The sequence below is a fragment of the Bradyrhizobium sp. Ce-3 genome (genome assembly GCF_022835695.1).
Classification (GTDB): Bacteria; Pseudomonadota; Alphaproteobacteria; order Rhizobiales; family Xanthobacteraceae; genus Bradyrhizobium.
The window spans coordinates 825,729-839,269 of record NZ_BQUV01000002.1 but is presented as its reverse complement, the minus strand read 5'-3'; the positions used below and the strand labels follow the sequence as shown (position 1 = coordinate 839,269).

The 13,541-nt window shown below is 63.3% G+C and carries 17 protein-coding genes and 1 tRNA gene; 12 read left to right on the top strand and 6 right to left on the bottom strand.

The window, feature by feature from the left end; genetic code table 11:
* Window position 1: 1 nt before the first annotated feature.
* The gene (locus BRSPCE3_RS10395; RefSeq protein ID WP_244065685.1) at window positions 2-250 is read left to right on the top strand and encodes a hypothetical protein; all 249 of its coding nucleotides are present in this window, start codon (window positions 2-4) and stop codon (window positions 248-250) included.
* Between the two features lie 18 nt (window positions 251-268).
* Here the strand turns inward: BRSPCE3_RS10395 and BRSPCE3_RS10390 are convergent, their stop codons facing one another.
* The 3 genes from BRSPCE3_RS10390 to BRSPCE3_RS10380 all read right to left on the bottom strand — a co-directional run bounded on the left by BRSPCE3_RS10390 (window position 269) and on the right by BRSPCE3_RS10380 (window position 2,587).
* Window positions 269-910: a glutathione S-transferase family protein gene (locus BRSPCE3_RS10390; RefSeq protein WP_244065684.1), complete on the bottom strand. Its 642-nt coding sequence runs from the start codon at window positions 908-910 to the stop codon at window positions 269-271.
* A gap of 352 nt (window positions 911-1,262) precedes the next feature.
* Window positions 1,263-1,715, bottom strand: a complete 453-nt coding sequence (locus BRSPCE3_RS10385) for a VOC family protein (protein WP_244065683.1) — start codon at window positions 1,713-1,715, stop codon at window positions 1,263-1,265.
* A 698-nt stretch (window positions 1,716-2,413) separates the two neighbouring features.
* On the bottom strand, window positions 2,414-2,587 hold the full coding sequence (locus BRSPCE3_RS10380; protein ID WP_244065682.1) for a hypothetical protein: 174 nt from the start codon (window positions 2,585-2,587) through the stop codon (window positions 2,414-2,416).
* Window positions 2,588-2,754: 167 nt separating this feature from the next.
* Here BRSPCE3_RS10380 and BRSPCE3_RS10375 point away from each other — a divergent pair, with 167 nt between their 5' ends.
* The 3 genes from BRSPCE3_RS10375 to BRSPCE3_RS10365 all read left to right on the top strand — a co-directional run bounded on the left by BRSPCE3_RS10375 (window position 2,755) and on the right by BRSPCE3_RS10365 (window position 4,183).
* Window positions 2,755-3,102: a GrlR family regulatory protein gene (locus BRSPCE3_RS10375; protein ID WP_244065681.1), complete on the top strand. Its 348-nt coding sequence runs from the start codon at window positions 2,755-2,757 to the stop codon at window positions 3,100-3,102.
* Window positions 3,103-3,342: 240 nt separating this feature from the next.
* Window positions 3,343-3,528 carry a hypothetical protein gene (locus BRSPCE3_RS10370; RefSeq protein ID WP_244065680.1) on the top strand — a complete coding sequence of 62 codons (186 nt, stop codon included), beginning with the start codon at window positions 3,343-3,345 and terminating at the stop codon, window positions 3,526-3,528.
* A 358-nt stretch (window positions 3,529-3,886) separates the two neighbouring features.
* Complete coding sequence (locus tag BRSPCE3_RS10365) at window positions 3,887-4,183, top strand: hypothetical protein (RefSeq protein WP_244065679.1); 297 nt, start codon at window positions 3,887-3,889, stop codon at window positions 4,181-4,183.
* A 90-nt stretch (window positions 4,184-4,273) separates the two neighbouring features.
* On the opposite strand, the gene BRSPCE3_RS10360 is transcribed toward BRSPCE3_RS10365, so the two are convergent.
* Complete coding sequence (locus BRSPCE3_RS10360) at window positions 4,274-4,435, bottom strand: hypothetical protein (RefSeq protein WP_244065678.1); 162 nt, start codon at window positions 4,433-4,435, stop codon at window positions 4,274-4,276.
* Window positions 4,436-4,625: 190 nt separating this feature from the next.
* Between BRSPCE3_RS10360 and BRSPCE3_RS10355 the strand changes: the two genes are divergently transcribed.
* From BRSPCE3_RS10355 to BRSPCE3_RS10325, 7 genes are all read left to right on the top strand, one after another.
* Window positions 4,626-5,387, top strand: a complete 762-nt coding sequence (locus BRSPCE3_RS10355; RefSeq protein ID WP_244065677.1) for a Sir2 family NAD-dependent protein deacetylase — start codon at window positions 4,626-4,628, stop codon at window positions 5,385-5,387.
* 199 nt (window positions 5,388-5,586) lie between these two features.
* Window positions 5,587-6,249 (top strand): cold-shock protein, encoded by a 663-nt coding sequence (locus BRSPCE3_RS10350; RefSeq protein ID WP_092113928.1) that lies wholly within the window; start codon window positions 5,587-5,589, stop codon window positions 6,247-6,249.
* Between the two features lie 188 nt (window positions 6,250-6,437).
* Window positions 6,438-6,917: a DUF192 domain-containing protein gene (locus tag BRSPCE3_RS10345; protein WP_375709888.1), complete on the top strand. Its 480-nt coding sequence runs from the start codon at window positions 6,438-6,440 to the stop codon at window positions 6,915-6,917.
* A gap of 97 nt (window positions 6,918-7,014) precedes the next feature.
* Window positions 7,015-7,091 (top strand) — tRNA-Pro (locus BRSPCE3_RS10340).
* A gap of 447 nt (window positions 7,092-7,538) precedes the next feature.
* Window positions 7,539-7,688, top strand: a complete 150-nt coding sequence (locus tag BRSPCE3_RS10335) for a hypothetical protein (RefSeq protein WP_244065676.1) — start codon at window positions 7,539-7,541, stop codon at window positions 7,686-7,688.
* Window positions 7,689-7,739: 51 nt separating this feature from the next.
* A complete protein-coding gene (locus tag BRSPCE3_RS10330; protein ID WP_244065675.1) occupies window positions 7,740-8,189 on the top strand; it encodes a GNAT family N-acetyltransferase in 450 nt (149 codons plus the stop codon).
* 147 nt (window positions 8,190-8,336) lie between these two features.
* Complete coding sequence (locus tag BRSPCE3_RS10325) at window positions 8,337-9,113, top strand: cyclase family protein (RefSeq protein ID WP_244065674.1); 777 nt, start codon at window positions 8,337-8,339, stop codon at window positions 9,111-9,113.
* Between the two features lie 353 nt (window positions 9,114-9,466).
* Here the strand turns inward: BRSPCE3_RS10325 and BRSPCE3_RS10320 are convergent, their stop codons facing one another.
* Window positions 9,467-9,742: a hypothetical protein gene (locus BRSPCE3_RS10320; RefSeq protein WP_244065673.1), complete on the bottom strand. Its 276-nt coding sequence runs from the start codon at window positions 9,740-9,742 to the stop codon at window positions 9,467-9,469.
* 365 nt (window positions 9,743-10,107) lie between these two features.
* Between BRSPCE3_RS10320 and BRSPCE3_RS10315 the strand changes: the two genes are divergently transcribed.
* Window positions 10,108-11,925, top strand: coding sequence for a carbamoyltransferase C-terminal domain-containing protein (locus tag BRSPCE3_RS10315; RefSeq protein ID WP_244065672.1), 1,818 nt, complete (start codon window positions 10,108-10,110; stop codon window positions 11,923-11,925).
* Between the two features lie 138 nt (window positions 11,926-12,063).
* Here BRSPCE3_RS10315 and BRSPCE3_RS10310 read toward each other — a convergent pair whose 3' ends face one another.
* A complete protein-coding gene (locus BRSPCE3_RS10310; protein ID WP_244065671.1) occupies window positions 12,064-13,512 on the bottom strand; it encodes a SagB family peptide dehydrogenase in 1,449 nt (482 codons plus the stop codon).
* Window positions 13,513-13,541 lie beyond the last annotated feature (29 nt).

Here is a 13,541-nt window from a genome sequence, read left to right as displayed (position 1 = left end):
GATGCACAAGATCTGCTTCGCCGTCATCGCCGTCCTGATCCCCGCTGCTGCGTTTGCGCAGCAGGGCGACCGCCGCAGTTTCCAGACGCCGCCCGATGCCGGGAAAACCCTGCCGACCAAATCCGCGACGCGGAGCAATCCGTGCGCGTCGTACGGACCGGGCTTCATCAAGGTCGAGGGCACCGACACCTGCGTGAAGCTCGGCGGCGGCATCAGCGTCGAGGGCGGCACAAGGTCGAGCGGGCGCTGAGCGGCCCGCCGCCCACGCTCACGACATCGGCGGTGCGATGAAGCGCACGAAGGCCGGCCGCCCCGCGATCCCGCCGAACCAGCGCTCGAGATGGGGAAGCTTCGGCTTGCTGACGCCCTCGACGCCGAACCAGCGCCGCGCAAAGGCGCCGAGCGCGATGTCGGCGATCGTGAACTGATCGCCCTCGATGAAGCGGCGGCTCGCGAGCTGCGCGTCGGCGACCTGCCACACCACGCCCGCAGCGTCGGCGTCCTTCTGGCTCTGGACCATGTCGCGTTTGTCCGGTGCCGTGCGCACCAGCCCCCAGAACAGCGGGCGCTCGACCGGTTGCAGCGTCGACAGCGTCCAGTCGAGCCAGCGGTCGACGGCGGCGCGCGCCTTCGGCGCCTGCGGATAGATCGGTGAGCCTTGACCGTAGGCCATGCAGAGATAGCGCATCACCGAATTGGATTCCCACAGCACATAGTCGCCGTCGGCAAGCGTCGGGACGCGGCCATTCGGATTCATCGCGAGGTAGTCAGGCTGATCGTTCTTGCCGAACTGCATGCCGGCGTCGATGCGATGATAGGGCAGGTCGAGCTCGGCGAGGCACCACAGCACCTTCTGCACATTGACCGAGTTGGCCCGGCCCCAGATCGTCAGTTGCGACTTGCTGTCCATCACGCGTTTCTTTCCGCTGTTGTGCTTTGCGCGCGTTCTTAGCCGAAGCGTCAGGGAAAAGCGCGCGGTGAATTGTACCGAGAACAGAAAAAGAGGCTCCGCCGCATCGCGGCAGAGCCTCGTCGATACCCACGCATCAAGACGCGGTCAGTGACCGAACAGCAACCACAGCACGATGATCACCGGAATCGGTACACCCAACAGCCAAAGCAAAATGCCTCTTCCCATCTCCGTTGCCTCCTCGCATTCCTCGTGTGAGGAGGCAACGTCAACGATCGCGTCACGTTCCTAACGGTCATTCCGCGTTTCGCAGCATGGAGGCGCGGACAGGAACGAGCGCGTGGGCGCGGCGTTACCAGTGGCCGGTATTGGGCATCGACGCCCACGGTTCGGCCGGCGCCTTCGGATCGCCCTTCTGCAGGATCTCGATCGAGTGCAGGTCCGGCGAACGCACGAACGCCATGTTGCCGTCGCGCGGCGGACGATTGATGGTGACGCCCATCTTCATCAGCCGCTCGCAGGTCGCGTAGATGTCGTCGACCTCGTAGGCGAGGTGACCGAAATGGCGGTCCTCGCCGTATTTTTCCTCGTCCCAATTGTAGGTCAGCTCGACCAGCGGTGCGCCGCGGGTTTGCGGCTGGGACTTCAGCAGATGGAGGTCTTCCTCGGCGCAGAGAAACAGCAGCGTGAAGCGGCCCTTCTCGTTGTCGATGCGGCGCACTTCCTTCAGCCCCAGCGCGTCCTGATAGAATTTCATCGCGACATCGAGATTGCGAACACGCAGCATGGTGTGCAGATAGCGCATTTTCTTATCCTCCTGAGAGAGTCAGAGATTTTGTTTGGGCTCGGGCGAGACGGGCCAAGAATTAGCAGCAAAATGCGAGACAGGGCAGGGGGCTTGGCGCAGAGGGTCTTGGCGCAGCGGGGCCTGGCGCAGGGGTTATGGAGCAGGGGTCTTGCGCAGCGCGCGCTACGAGAAAGCCCCGCCCGGGAAAAATCCGGGACAGGGCTTTCGTGGTCGAGCCTTGGAGGCACAGTGGCTCTATGTCACCGATCGCCGATCACAACCAATCAAGGACGCGCGAGGTTGGACGTCCTCTAAAAGCGAAACCCCGCGAGCGGGCTCGCGAGGTCTGATGCCGACCGGCCTTGGGGAGATCGCGCCGGCATCAAACCGATAATGCCGCATCACCCGGAAGGTTCCTGGCGGAAGGTTCCGCCGTCCGAAAAGTAGAAAGCCCCGCAGGCTGGATGCGGGGCTTTCCCAGTTGACGGACTGGGGATCTCTCAGGGCGTGAGCCGTCAACTGTTGGGGATCAAACTTAAGGTTGAATTTGTAAAATGCAACAGCGCCGCGTAGACGGAGTATGTTCGTCCCACAGCGCTGTGCCTGATGCTGGCCCTGAAATTCCCAGCGTCGTTATGTCTCGGCAGCGCCCAAAAGGTTCAAGAAGACGCCATCGTGAGCAGGGCGCGTCGCAGCGCACAACCTGCCGCTCGCGGTCATACCTTGATGTCGAGGATGGTCTCGACGGCGTCGCGGTCGGCCTGGTTCTTTGCGGCGAAGACATCGAGCACGTCATCATTGATGACGCGCGGCTGTTCCTTCGCCGTCTGATCGAGAACGAGGTGCACTCTGGCCTGCGTGACTTCGACGGGTACGGGGTAAATGAGCATGGCTCTCTCCCTCCGGCGGTCGAACCTTGTCAGGGCTTTCTTAACGATTTGTAAGCGCCGGGACCGTGCCGTTTTGAGGCGAATCGGGGCGGTTCGCCACGTCTGCCCGCTCGCGTGCGGTCCAGGTTGCGGCCATACTGCGGGTTCCGGGACCGACGGCGCGATCGATGAAGAACGGGCTCTATTCGATCCACATCCATATGACCGACGGCGTGCGGGGCCGCGACAGCGGCGTCCTGATCCTGCGCGACGGTCTGTTGATCGGTGGCGGCCCGTATTTCTGGTCGATCGGCGCCTACACGGTCGGCGAGGGGACCTGGAAAGGACATCTCAGCACCAACCAGCATACGCCGCTTCCCGACCCGTTCACCCGCCCGCTGTTCGCCGGGCACGAGGTGACGAGCGGATTCTCCGGCACTTTCAGCGGCGACCGGGCCGAGGTGTTCGGGACCGTGCTGGTCGGAACGCGCAGCCTCGGCTTCCAGGCGACCCTGAAATGGCTGGCCGATGCCTGACGTCGTCAGGCTGTGGACGAGTGCGCAGCAAGATCCGAAGCCTGTTGAGCAAATGGGCCTGCCGCCGCTGTGGGTTTGCTGCGGAAAGCCTGGGGATAGGTTGTGGATGCCGGTTTTGTCGCTGCGGCGCACCCGCAGCAAGCCCTTACCCCACCACCGCTAACCCTACCTGGTTAGGTTAAGCGCGGCATCTTGTTGCGACCGCCAGCGATTGCGATTGGGATGGCCTCGGTGACAGCCATGATGCCATCGTTCCACAGCGCAGACCGACCGACCCACCGCCGTGTGATGGTGGTGGGCCTGCTGTTCTGTTCGATTTTTGTGGCGATCAGCTTCTGGCTGCGGCCGCAGCCGGACAGCGGCAAGGCGCTCGTCAAGGCAGACCGGCTGGTCCGCACGGCGGGAGAGGCACGCAAAACGAACTGAAGGCAAACTGACAAGGCGAACCGACACGGCGAACCGCGATCCGCTGCGGACGTTCAGTCCGGCAGCTTCCCGTTCGGGTGCTTGTGATACATCGCGATGCCGATGAAGCCGGCAAAGCCCATCACATTCAGCAGCAGTTCCATCCACGCCGGCATCATGCCAACCTCGCTTACTTCGAAGCTAATCTCTGAGGTTGTGTTTTTGTTCCCACGCTAACCGATGGTAGCTTTGCGCATTCGCATGGCTGCGGAACCGCAGCGTTCCATTTGGCAGGGACCGGAGCGCCGGAGCCCGCTTCCTGCAGCAACCATCCCGTTGCGCCCGCGTTGGTGCACATAACAACGTGAGGAGGTTGCGGATGAACAAGACATTGGCAGTCCTGGCCACCGTTGCGACGGTTGGTGCAACGATGATCACTGCGCCGGCGCAGGCGCGCGGTCCCGGCCCTGGCCTGGCTTTCGGTCTGGCAGCCGGCGCACTCGCCGCGGGCGCCGCCGGAGCGGCCTATGGCGCCTACGGTCCATATTATGGCCCACGCTATTACGGGCCCGGCTACGGTTATTATGGCCCGCGCTACGGCTATTACGGTGGCGGACCCTATGCCTATTACCGTGGTCCGTACTATCGGCACCACTACTATCGCCATTACTGGTAACGGCGACGAGCCCGGAGCACCTCCGCTCCGGGCTCTCTCAATTGTACGTCACGATGTGATCGCCGATGAACGCGCGCGGCCGGCGCACAATCACGCGCTCTTGCGCTGCAATCCATCCCAGACATTGCCGAGCGTGTTGTCGTAATATTCCTGGCGATCGCGTTCGAATTTCTGCTGCGTCGCCCGGAAGCGGGCGATGCGTGCGACGATCTCCTCGCGTTCGCGCGCGACGCGCTCTTCCAGATCTGTCATTGCCCATCCTCGTCATGGTGGTCCTATCCCCGCGCGCATTGGCATCAGCGAATTGGGCGTCAATGCGGAGCAGGCCGTGCAGGAATGTGATGATGCTGAGGCGGCGGACAGCCCGATCGCTCGCGTCATGGTTGAGCTCGCAATCGATTGGATCGTGCTATAGTCGCAATGACCAACCGGATCTTCTCCAGTGATCGCCAAGGATTTGCGCAGCGGCGTCGAGCGGCTCGGCAACATGATTGCCGAGGCCTCATCGATCGTGCCCTTCACCGGGGCAGGCATCTCCACCGAGTGCGGCATCCCCGACTTCCGTTCGCCGGGCGGGCTGTGGACCCGCAACCGGCCGATCCCGTTCGACGAGTTCGTCGCCAGCCAGGACGCGCGCGATGAGTCGTGGCGTCGCCGCTTTGCAATGGAACCGACATTTGCTGCGGCTAAGCCCGGTCGCGGGCATCGCGCGCTGGCATCGCTCTACCGGGCAGGCAAGGTTCCCGGCATCATCACGCAGAACATCGACAATCTGCATCAGACGTCGGGCTTCAAGGCCGATGACGTGATCGAGCTGCACGGCAACACGACCTACGCCCGCTGCATCGGTTGCGGCAAGGACTACGATCTCGCGTGGGTGAAGCAGCATTTCGACAAGACCGGCAGCGCGCCCGACTGCGCAGACTGCGGCGATCCGGTGAAGACCGCGACGATCTCGTTCGGTCAGTCGATGCCGGAGGATGCGATGCGCCGCGCGGCGGAACTCGCGCGGCACTGCGATCTGTTCCTGGCGATCGGATCGTCGCTCGTGGTGTGGCCCGCCGCAGGCTTTCCGATGATGGCGAAGGAGAGCGGCGCGCGGCTCGTGATCATCAACAACGAGCCGACCGATCAGGACGACATCGCCGATCTGGTGATCCGGCATGACATCGGCGACACGCTTGGTCCTTTCGTAGGCAATTGATGCCCGATTGATTCGCGGCTGTGCAAGCCTGTTCATAGTTCCTGCATGAATCGTTTTTTAGCTATGCCCGGCAAGCGGGAGTGTTATCTTTTGGTTGAGAGATTCGCGCAGCGTCCAAATGAGTTGGTCATGGAAAGCAGCGTGTACAGGGTGCGCCGCAACGTCGGCGCTCTGCATTTGATGTGTGGGGTCCGGGGTCATGGGGTCGGACGGATTTGAGTCCAAGAAGCTCGGCGGACCGCCGATCGGCGGAGTTGGGCAAAGCAGGATTGCACAGGGTGAGTACGGCAGCGCGCCGCGCGATCCGGCGATCGATGCTTTCTCCGGTCTCGGTGACGCCGCGGCCAACCTCGTCGAAGTGTCAGGCGTCATCAAATGGTTCGACGCCTCGAAAGGCTACGGTTTCATCGTCCCCGACAATGGTTGGCCCGACATCCTGCTGCACGTGACGGTGCTGCGGCGCGACGGCCATCAAACCGCCTATGAGGGTGCGCGGCTCGTCGTCGAATGCGTCCAGCGCGCGAAGGGCTACCAGGCCTTCCGCATCGTCTCGATGGACGAGTCGACCGCGATCCATCCGGCGCAGATGCTGCCGCCGCGAACCCACGTCACGGTGACCGCGACCAGCGGGCTCGAGCGTGCACAGGTCAAGTGGTTCAACCGGCTGCGCGGCTTCGGCTTCGTGACCTGCGGCGAGGGCACGCCCGATATCTTCGTGCACATGGAGACACTGCGCCGCTTCGGCATGACCGAGCTGCGCCCCGGCCAGTACGTGCTGGTGCGGTTCGGGCCCGGCTCGAAGGGCATGATGGCCGCCGAGATCCACCCGGAGACCGGCCCCTCGGCGCTGTCGTCACACTAGGTATCGTCCGGACCTCGACGGCCGCGTTGGCACAAAGTGCGCAGCGGACTTCCGAGCTGATGCCTCGGTCTACGCCCACGCCCTGACGGAAACGTGAGCCGCCGGCGAGCCTTGAGGCCTCTGGCATTTGCCGCAATCATCGGGTTAGGGTCCCGCCGGAAAATCTTCCCCGGTGTGAGTATTTGTCGATGAATTTCGGTCGTAGTGTTGGGCGCCGTCGCCCGTGGCTGCTCGCCTGCCTCGTCCTCATGTTCGGCGCGCTGCTGGCCCCGACTGCGCAGGCGGCCAGCGTCCAGCCCCTTGAGATCGTCACCAAGTCCGGCGTCCACGTCTTCTCGGTCGAAATGGCGACCACCGAGCAGGAGAAGGAGACGGGCCTGATGTACCGCAAGGAGCTCGCGGACGGCAAAGGCATGCTGTTCGACTTCACGCCGGAGCAGGAGGTGTCGATGTGGATGAAGAACACCTACATCTCGCTCGACATGATCTTCATCCGTGCCGACGGGCGGATCCTGCGGATCGCCGAAAACACCGAGCCGCTCTCGACCAAGATCATCGCGTCGCGCGGGCTCGCCAAGGGCGTGCTCGAGGTGATTGCCGGGACCGCGCAGAAATACGGCATCCAGCCCGGCGACCGGGTCGGCCACCCGCTGTTCGGCAGCCGCTAGCCGCAATTTCCGGACGAAAACGGGTGCCGATTTCGCTCGCAGCGGCGCCTTGCTGGCGCTGGCTGAAGCGTGTATCCACGGGGCTTCTCGGAAATGTCGGGGTATAGCGCAGCCTGGTAGCGCGGCAGTTTTGGGTACTGCAGGTCGTTGGTTCGAATCCAGCTGCCCCGACCAAACCCATTCCAGAGCTTTGTTGCGAGAACTGACCCGAACAGGCGGATCCGAACGGGCTGCGGCCTGGTCGCGCGGACCTTGCGCGCGAACCAGCTTCGATCGCAATTGTCTCGCCTGACGCAACAACGCCGCCTGGACGGAATATGTTCGTCCAGACGGCGCCGCCGAAATACTGGGCCCTGAAATCCCCAGTGCCAATGGGTCGTCCGGGCGGGCGTTAGGTTCAACCTGACGAGAGCCTTGGTCGCCATTGTAATGTCGCAGGCCCTGCGGCGGATGCGGCATGCGCGCGCAGCTGGCGGGGAGGCGCAATCGCGCAAGAGCGGTCCGGGGGAACCTTGTCCCGTCCCGGTTGCCTGCTGGTGTCCCGCCCCGTGAATGACGGTAGCGTGGGCAAGGATGCGTCCTGCGTCGGGTTCGGCGTGTCGCACGCCAAACGAAATGCAGTTGAACGGGCAGGGCGAACAGAACCGTCTGAGCAAGCCGCTGTTCGACACGAAGCTTTTCACCGGGCACATCGAGGCTTATGTCGCGATGTACCAGCGGGCCCAGTCCGGACTCGCGCGGGAGACGATCGTCGTCCCCGACCAAGGATGAACTATCGATGGCCCCTGATCGTAACCCAGCCCTGATCTCTGGTATCGGCACATGACCCACGCCATCGTCCGACCGGCGGTAGACCACGATCTGCCCGAGGTGCTGAACCTTTACCGACACCTTCACCCGCAGGATCCTGAGCTGGAGAGTGCTACTGCCGAGCGCGTCTGGTCGACCTTGCTGGCATCGGGTGCCACGACGGTGATTGTGGCGCAGGTAGCGGAGCTGCTCGTATCATCGTGCACGCTTGCGATCGTGCCGAACCTGTCTCGGGGCGGCCGATCATATGGGGTGATTGAAAATGTGGTCACTCACGCCGACTACCGCAGGCTGGGGCTCGGCCGGCGGGTTCTTGCCCACGCGCTCGACATTGCTTGGCAAGCTGACTGCTACAAGGTCCTGTTGGCGACGGGTTCGAAGCGCGAGGCCACCCTGCGCTTCTATGAGGAAGCGGGCTTTGATCGCGGGGGCAAGACTTACTTCGAAGTACGCCGTCCTTAGCGTGCAGTTCGGACGACTACGAGGCTCAGCCGATAATTAAGCCGGCTACGTTGCCGGACGTGAGTACAATGCCGCCGGGGCCTGTTGAGCATCGGCGCTCGGCAGCACCGGCCCAGCCTGACAAGAACCAATCCGCGAGGAGGCACCATGGCGCGCAGACTGATCGATATCTCCGTTCCCCTGCAGAACGACGTTCCGGCCGATCCGCCGGGCAATCATCCGACCATCCAGTACATCGATCATCAGCAGGGCCTGCCGCGCATGCTGCAATTCTTCGATGGGCTGAAGGCAGCCGATCTGCCTGACGGGCAGGGTTGGGCCGTCGAACAGGTCTCGCTCTCCACCCACAACGGCACGCATCTCGATGCGCCCTGGCACTTCCATCCGACCATGAACCGCGGCGAGCGCTCCTGGACCATCGACGAGGTGCCGCTGGAATGGTGCTTTCAGCCGGGCGTGAAGCTCGACTTCCGGCACCTGCCTGACGGCTACGTCGCAACCGCAGGCGATGTCGAGGCCGAGCTGAGGCGGATCGGCCATACGCTGTCGCCGCTCGAGATCGTCGTCGTCAACACCAGCGCCGGCGCCAAATACGGCCAGCCGGATTACGTCAATTCGGGCTGCGGCATGGGCTATGAGGCGACGATGTATCTGCTCGAGCGCGGCGTGCGGCTCACCGGCATCGACGGTTGGAGCTGGGACGCCCCGTTCGTTTTCACCGCGAAGCGATATGCCGAGACCAAAGACGCCAGTCTGATCTGGGAAGGCCACAAGGCCGGGCGGCACATCGGCTATTGCCACATCGAGAAGCTGCACAACCTCGAGCAGCTGCCGTCGACCGGCTTCATGGTGTCGTGCTTCCCCGTGAAGATCGAGCGCGCCTCGGCGGGATGGACGCGAGCTGTTGCGATCCTTGACGGCTAGCTTTTGGGGGATTTCGGCTGTGTCGGGAACCGGTGGATAGGCTGTGCATTCCGCCAGGTTGTTGCGATATCGCTACAGCCTCAGGCAGCCGAATCTGCTCTTATACACGCCGTAGATGCATTGGGTGATCGGGCCGGCGGCTCGTCCTCGCGTCCCGATTTCCGAAGGCGTTCTCTCCCGTGACTAGAGCCCCGGCGTCTCCCGGGGCTCTTTCTTGCGTGCCGCAATTCCGCAAGGGCCGGGCAGGCGAACCACGTCCCGAAAAAGAAAGCCCTCAAAAAGAAATCAGGTGCGCCGGACCCGACGCACCTGACCTTATGACTTCGCTATCGCTTGTGTCGGCCGGGCGGTCGTTACCACCGGCAAACGCGAACACCACGCGGGGTCCACCAGCAACGGGGACCAGCATAACCGCCGTAGTAGCCATAGCCGCGGCCATAGCCCCATCCGCGTCCGCGGCCCCAGCCGCCGCCGCGATAGCCCCAGCCACCGCCACGCCCGCCGCCGCGCCAGGCTTGCGCGGGCGACGTGGTGGCGCCGACCAAAATGGCCGAGGTGCTTGCGACATAGACGAACAACAAAGCGACTGCTGCGAGGCAACGAGTCAGGATATTGTAGCGTTTAGTCATTCCGAAGATCTCCAGTCACTTCCATACATCTGAACTGATGCTGGCTGTCTCGCTTAGACGCGCGATACCGGCGTCCGGTTCGAGCAGCTAAGACAATATTTTCACTAAGGTTCTTGCTAGCTTTAACGACTCTATTGAGACCAACAGGTAAGGTCAAGTTACGTTCCCGCCTGCAAAGGATGATGTGGTTGCTACGCTCATCTTGTCGTTCATCTGCCGTTCATTCTGTTCATCTTGCATTGCGCCGATTTGATTGGTGCATCGCATAAGCAGAGATTTGCGAGCCGCGGAAAATGTCGTCGAGAACTTGAAGTCGACACGATCATGTTCTCTGAGCGTTGCAAAATCCTCCCTGAAGAGTGCCCATGCCGAAACAACACATCTACGTCCTTGGTCTCAACGTCTACGACCATGACGTGAGCGCCTGCCTGCTGCGTGACGGCGCGATCGCGTACGCAATTTCCAAGGAACGCATTACGCGCGAGAAGCATGCCTCCGGCTTCTACAAGGAAGTCATCGACTACTGCCTGTCCGCCGAGGGCATCACGCTCGACGATGTCGATCTCGTGGTGCGCAACAGCTACATCCTGCCAGTGCCGGAGATGGAGGAGCGGATGCTCCACCAGGACATGCCGGGCTTCCTGCCGATCGCCGAGCGCAACGAGGCGATCAAGCATCCGCTGTTTCGTTCCAAATCCGACAAGGTGGTGTCGATCTCGCATCACCTCGCGCATGCCTACAGCGCGTTCGCGGTGTCGCCGTTCAGGGACGGCGTCGTGATGATCGTCGACGGCGTCGGCAACTATCAGGCCGACGCGATGGAGTCCTATCCGCAGGATGGAGCGTCGCCGCTCGCCCGCGAGTCCGAGAGTTACTACCGGTTCGACGATACCAGGCTCGAATGCCTGAAGAAGGTCTTCATGGAGCCGGCGCGCGGCCTGCTGTCGGACGAGTTCTACAACATGCCGGGCCTCGGCGCGCTGTACAGCCGGGTCTCGACCTATGTGTTCGGCGACTGGAACAAGTGCGGCGAGCTGATGGGGCTCGCGCCCTATGGCCGCCGCGAGCAGGTCGGCCATCTGCTCGAGATGAAGGACGGCCAGCTCAACGTGCCGTTCTGGGGGGCCGACAACCAGCAGCCCTTCGTGCTCGACAGCGGCAGCTGGGACAAGAGCCCGACGATGCGGCACTGGGAGGACATCGCCTGGCGGGTGCAGGACGATACCGAGAACGTGCTGCTGGCGCGGGCGCGCTGGCTGCGCGAGACGACCGGTGCCAAGAACCTCTGCATCGCCGGGGGCGTCGCGCTGAACTGCGTCGCCAACGGCCGCATCGCGCGCGAGGCGGGTTTCGAGAATGTCTGGATCCAGCCCGCCGCCGGCGACGACGGCATCGCGATCGGCTGCGCCTATTACGGCTGGCTCGAGATCCTTAAAGCACGCCGCTCGTTCGTGATGGACCATGCCTATGTCGGCCGGCGCTACAGCGACGCCGAGGTCGCGGCCGCGCTGCAAAACTTCCTGGTGCGGATCCAGGTCGACGCCAAGCGCAGCGACAATATCTGCCGCGACACTGCGAAGCTGCTCGCCGACCAGCGCGTGATCGGCTGGTTTCAGGGGCCCTCGGAATTCGGTCCGCGCGCGCTGGGCAACCGCAGCCTGATCGCCGATCCGCGCAAGGCCGAGATGAAGGACATCCTCAACAGCCGGGTCAAGCACCGCCAGGCCTTCCGCCCGTTCGCGCCGATCGTGCTGGCCGAGCGCATGAAGGAGATCTTCGAGGGCGAGGAGGACTCGCCCTATATGCTGATCGCCAAGCCGGTACGCCCCGAATGGCGCGACAAGATCCCGGCGATCGTGCACGTCGACGGTTCGGCGCGGGTGCAGAGCGTGCGGGACGAAACCAACCCGGTGCTCTATCGCCTGCTGAAGGAGTTCGAGGCGCTGACCGGCGTGCCGGTCTTGATCAACACCTCGTTCAACGTCAAGGGCGAGCCGATCATCGAGACGCCGCAGGACGCGGTGAGCTGCTTCCTCACCACCGGGATCGACCACCTCGTGATGCACGACACGCTGGTGTCGAAGACCAAAATGCACAAGGTCGTCACGCCTGTCATGACGACGTTCGGCGACGTCGCCACCATCGTCTCCTCGACCACGCAGGACGGCAGCCGCGGCGGCTGATCGAAGTCCTCGAGGCAAGCCAGAGCTCCGTTCCGATGGAATCGGAACGGAGCTCTGGGTTTTTGCTTTGACGCGTTTTCTTCACGCGAACCGGTATCCACTTCGCTCGAAAACGCTCGCGTCGCGGCGGATCGAGGACTATCCGGCAGGGGGCGGTCCGATGCCGCGCCCCAGCCCGAACTGGCCGACCGGCCCCTCGACGTGAATATCGAGCCCGGTCATCTTCGCGAACAGATCGATATTGGCGGTGCCGATCGCGCAGCCGCCGAGGCCCAGATCCGTTGCCACCAGGTACAGCGTTTGGGTCAGGACGCCGACATCCTTCAGGATCAGCGCATAAGCGATGGCGCTGTACTTCCAGGATATCCGGCCAAATCGCGCGGCGATCGTGATCAGGATCTGCGGTGGAGACGGCGCGTCCATGGCAAATCCAGCGCTTTGCAACATGGCGTCGAACTGTTGTGGGCGAACGTCGATGGCCGCCAACGCATGCGCATCGGCGTCGTAGTGATAGAAGCCCGGCGTCAGGCCGTCGCAATTCGCGACGGCCAGATAGAGCTCAAGCTCGTAGGCACTGCCCGCTGCCGGATACGGCCTGCTGGTGTATTCGATATCGGGACCATCGTCGGTAAACTCCAGCTGCCCGCTCCATTTCGTCCGGACCCGCGCGACGCTGTTCAGGAACGTCGAAAGTTCGGCCAGCGTGATAGGCTTCCGATGGTCGAAATCGCGGGTCGAATGCCTGTCATGCAGCAGTTGCTCCAGCGACGAGGCGATGCGGTCGGATTCCGGCAGCTTGATGGTCTTGCCGGGCCAGGCAGGTCGGATCGCGGGGAGCGGCGCAATCAGGCCGGTGTGCGGATAGAGGCCACCCAGCGGATTGGCCTGACGGCCTTCCGTGCTGCGGGCGTGGAATAGCAAGTCGTGAAAATCCCAGAGCACGAGGCCGTCATCGCCTTCCGCCTTTCGCAGCGTATCGTGTTGCGCGGCGTCGATCTCGATCAGGATTTGGCAGTCCAGCAGCAGCGCAAGCAATGCAGGGCCTGGATAGCCGTCCAGACGTCGGATGCGGCTGATCTTCTGAGGAGCGGCAAGGACGGTCAGCAGGGCCGCAATCCGCGCATCACGGATCCTCAACAGTGCGCTGGCCCGCGGTGATTCCAGAATCATCTCGGTGCCGCGCCGCCGAAGATAGGCGAAGCGGGACAGCACGACCGTTGCCGCATCGTCGAGCTTTGGCGTTCGCGGCCAGTAATCAGGGGTCTGCGGCTCGATCGCGACGAGATCATTGGCGTCGCCCGGACGCGCCAGGCGATATTCCAGCAGTCCGCGGCGTGCCAATTGCCGCATCAGGCGCTCGACCTCTCGCCCGACCGCATCGCCTTCCGAGCGGGGAAGTGGCAGGCCTGCCTGCAGTTCGAGGGCGCGTTCCGCTGCGGCTGCGCTGAACGTTCCCAGAGGCTCCGAATAGCCTTCGACATGGGCCGCTAGGCTGCCGTCAGGTTGCGCTTCGAGCGCGACGAGCGGGTTGAGCCGAACGAAGACAGCCGGCGGCGTGGCGCGCGGCGATTTCTTTTTCTCGCTCATTTTCCTGCGCGCGCGCACGCCGGTATCAC